At 62.4% G+C, this 3,374-nt stretch carries 3 protein-coding genes; 1 reads left to right on the plus strand and 2 read right to left on the minus strand.

What is annotated here, in order from left to right:
• Positions 1-100 precede the first annotated feature (100 nt).
• A complete protein-coding gene (pdxB, locus tag QMX98_RS33370) occupies positions 101-1,243 on the minus strand; it encodes a 4-phosphoerythronate dehydrogenase PdxB (protein ID WP_221106838.1) in 1,143 nt (380 codons plus the stop codon).
• 333 nt (positions 1,244-1,576) lie between these two features.
• On the opposite strand from pdxB, the gene QMX98_RS33375 reads away from it, so the two are divergent.
• A complete protein-coding gene (locus QMX98_RS33375) occupies positions 1,577-2,986 on the plus strand; it encodes an MATE family efflux transporter (protein WP_282412026.1) in 1,410 nt (469 codons plus the stop codon).
• Here QMX98_RS33375 and tusA read toward each other — a convergent pair.
• Entirely contained in the window at positions 2,983-3,234 is a 252-nt protein-coding gene (gene tusA / locus QMX98_RS33380) for a sulfurtransferase TusA (RefSeq protein ID WP_007907805.1), read from the minus strand. The genes QMX98_RS33375 and tusA overlap by 4 nt on opposite strands.
• Positions 3,235-3,374: the final 140 nt, after the last annotated feature.

A 3,374-nucleotide genomic window follows, 5' to 3' on the forward strand; every position in this document is an offset into this window, starting at 1 on the left:
GGCAAGCCTCGCTCCTACAGATTTTGCGTCGTCAACCTACTTAGCGAACACCCAAATCCTGTAGTAGCGAGGCTTGCCCGCGAAAGGGTCAACCCGGTCTCTAGACCGCCGTTGCGCCCAGTGCCGCCACTATCTTCAGCAACTCAGGCGAATCCCCCTCAATCCGCACCTGCAACCCGTCAATCTCCCTGCGCGCAGGATAGTTCTTGCGCAACGCATCAAACGCCGCACGCTGCTCGCTCACATTGCCTACAAGGCTGCGACGAAAATCCGCATCGTCACGACGCGGGTCGTACACGCCACGGCACAGCATCGCCAGCGCCCAGGCCGGATCGCTCTTCGCGTGAAGGGTCACGTGCGACAACCACGGCGCCGGCAGCAGATCGCTCAAGCTGATCTGGGCCGGTTGCCCGATGAATTCGCAATACGCCTGATAGATCTGCGCCGTCCCCCGTTGTTTGCCATCCAGGCTATAACCGGCAATGTGCGGCGTCGCCAGCACGCAGAGTTCGGCCAGCGCCACATCGACTTCAGGTTCGCCTTCCCACACGTCGAGCACCGCTTGCAGGTCTTCGCGCTGCAACAACACCTGGCGCAGGGCGGCGTTGTCCACCACCGGGCCACGGCTGGCGTTGATCAGCCAGGTACCAGGTTTGAGTTGGTTCAGGCGATGTTTATCGAACAGATGCCAGGTCGACTGTGAGCCGTGTTTCTTCAAAGGGGTGTGCAGACTGATGACATCGCACTGCTCGATGATCTGCTCGAGACTGACGTAATCGCCACCTTCCGCCGCTTGCCGCGGCGGATCACACACCCGCACGTTCCAGCCCAGCCCCTTCAAGACCTTGACCAGGCGACCGCCCACTTCGCCGGCACCCACGATGCCATAAGTGCGCTGAGTCAGGTCGACGCCTTCGATTTCGGCCAGGGTCAGCAAACTGCCGAGCACGTAGTCGACCACGCCCCGGGCATTGCAGCCGGGCGCGCTCGACCAGGTGATGCCGGCCTGCTGAAAATAATCCAGATCCAGGTGATCCGTGCCGATGGTGCAAGTGCCGACAAAGCGCACCTTGCTGCCTTCGAGCAACGCGCGATTGACGTTGGTCACCGAACGCACCAGCAGCACATCGGCCTGCTCGACGGTGGCGCGGTCGATGGAACGTCCCGGCACCCGGCGAATTTCGCCGAAACTTTCGAAGAAGGCATCGAGCAGCGGGATATTTTCGTCGGCAACAATCAACATGGCAGGCTCCTTTGGCGGGTTGGCAGTGTAGGCGGAGATGACTGTAGTGGGCCAGCGGGCATTAAGGTCACTCCATACCCTGTGGCGAGGGAGCTTGCTCCCGCTGGGTCGCGCAGCGGCCCCAACCCTAGCGATCCGGTTTTGACAGGCTTATCACTTGCGAGGCTATGGGACTGCTGCGCAGTCCAGCGGGAGCAAGCTCCCTCGCCACACAGTGTTCAGCATTAACCCGGATCGGTGATTACAAATAGCTAACACAGGATTTTTCCTGACCACTGCGTCAGGGCGTAGAATGCGCCGCCTTGCGCATCAACATCTCTGGACGTTTCGCCCTTGAATTCCGTGACTGACCGCCCCGCCGCTACTTCCCTCACCCGCCCGGCCCGGGTTCGCCTGGAGCTGAAAAACCTGCTTGGCCTGGCGCTGCCAATCATGATCGCGCAACTGGCGACCACCGCCATGGGCTTCGTCGATGCGGTGATGGCGGGACGGGTCGGCCCGCGCGACTTGGCGGCCGTGGCGCTCGGCAACTCAATCTGGGTTCCAGTGTTTCTGTTGATGACCGGCACCTTGCTGGCCACTACTCCGAAAGTCGCCCAGCGCTTCGGTGCCGGCACCCACAGTGAAATCGGCCCGATTGTGCGTCAGGCACTGTGGCTGGCCTTGGTGGTGGGTTTGATGGCGACCGGCATGCTGTTCAGCGCCGAACCGATCCTGCACATGATGAAGGTCGATCCCGAGCTGATCGGCCCGTGCATGCAGTATCTGCAAGGCATCGCCAGCGGTCTGCCCGCCGTCGCCTTCTATCATGTGTTGCGTTGTTTCAGTGACGGCCTGGGACGCACACGTCCAGCGATGGTGCTGGGCCTCTGCGGATTGGCGTTGAACATTCCGCTGAACTACATCTTCATCTATGGCCACTTCGGCGTGCCGGCCATGGGCGGGGTCGGGTGCGGCTGGGCCACGGCGATCGTGATGTGGGTGATGGCGCTGGGCATGGCCGGTTGGGAGCGTTGGGCACCGGCGTACCAGTCGAGTCAGTTGTTCAGCCGTTTCGACTGGCCGCAATGGTCGGTGATCAAACGCCTGCTCGGTATCGGCCTGCCGATCGGCATCGCAGTGTTCGCCGAGTCGAGCATCTTCGCCGTAATCGCCCTGCTGATCGGCAGCCTCGGCGCCACCGTGGTGGCCGGACATCAGATCGCCCTGAACTTCAGCTCGCTGGTGTTCATGATCCCTTACTCCCTCGGCATGGCCGTCACGGTGCGGGTCGGCCAGGCGCTCGGCCGCCAGGAGCCGCGCGAAGCACGCTTCGCTGCCGGGGTCGGCATGGGCACGGCGCTGGCGTATGCCTGTGTTTCGGCGAGCATGATGCTGTTGCTGCGCGAACACATCGCTACGATCTACACCGCCGACCCGACGGTCATACGCGTGGCAGCGATGCTGATTGTGTATTCGGCTCTATTCCAGTTCTCCGACGCGATCCAGGTCACGGCGGCCGGCGCACTGCGCGGTTACCAGGACACTCGGGTGACGATGATCCTGACCCTGTTCGCCTATTGGGGCATCGGTTTGCCGGTGGGCTACGCCTTGGGCCTGACCGACTGGTTCGGCACGCCGAGCGGCCCGAGCGGGCTGTGGCAGGGTTTGATCGTGGGCTTGAGTTGCGCGGCGCTGATGCTGTCGATCCGCCTGACGCGCAGTGCACGCAAGCGAATCCGCATCAGTCATTCGGCGGGTTAAGCGAGTTTCTTGCGGATCCAGTAGAGGTAGGTGCCGGCCTCTTCGTGCTGCGCGACCAGTTCGTGGTCGAGGAATACGCAGAACTTGGGAATATCGCGACGGGTCGAGGGATCGGTCGCGATTACCTTGAGCAGGCCACCGGGCACCAGGTCACGGATGTGCTGGTGCAGCATCATCACCGGTTCCGGGCAGTTGAGGCCGGTGGCGTCGAGGGTGCCGTCTACCGGCGTATCAATCATTTCACTCATGATTCACTCCTGAAGCTGGCCGGCATTGTCGCGCATTGCCGGGGGTTCGGTCATCTGTGTCGTACACCGCCCCCCCTGTAGGAGCGAGGCTTGCCCGCGAAAAGGCCCTTGAGGACGCCAAAAGCTTCGCGGGCAAGCCT

It is taken from the genome of Pseudomonas sp. PS02303 (assembly GCF_029959925.1).
Classification (GTDB): Bacteria; Pseudomonadota; Gammaproteobacteria; order Pseudomonadales; family Pseudomonadaceae; genus Aquipseudomonas; species Aquipseudomonas mandelii.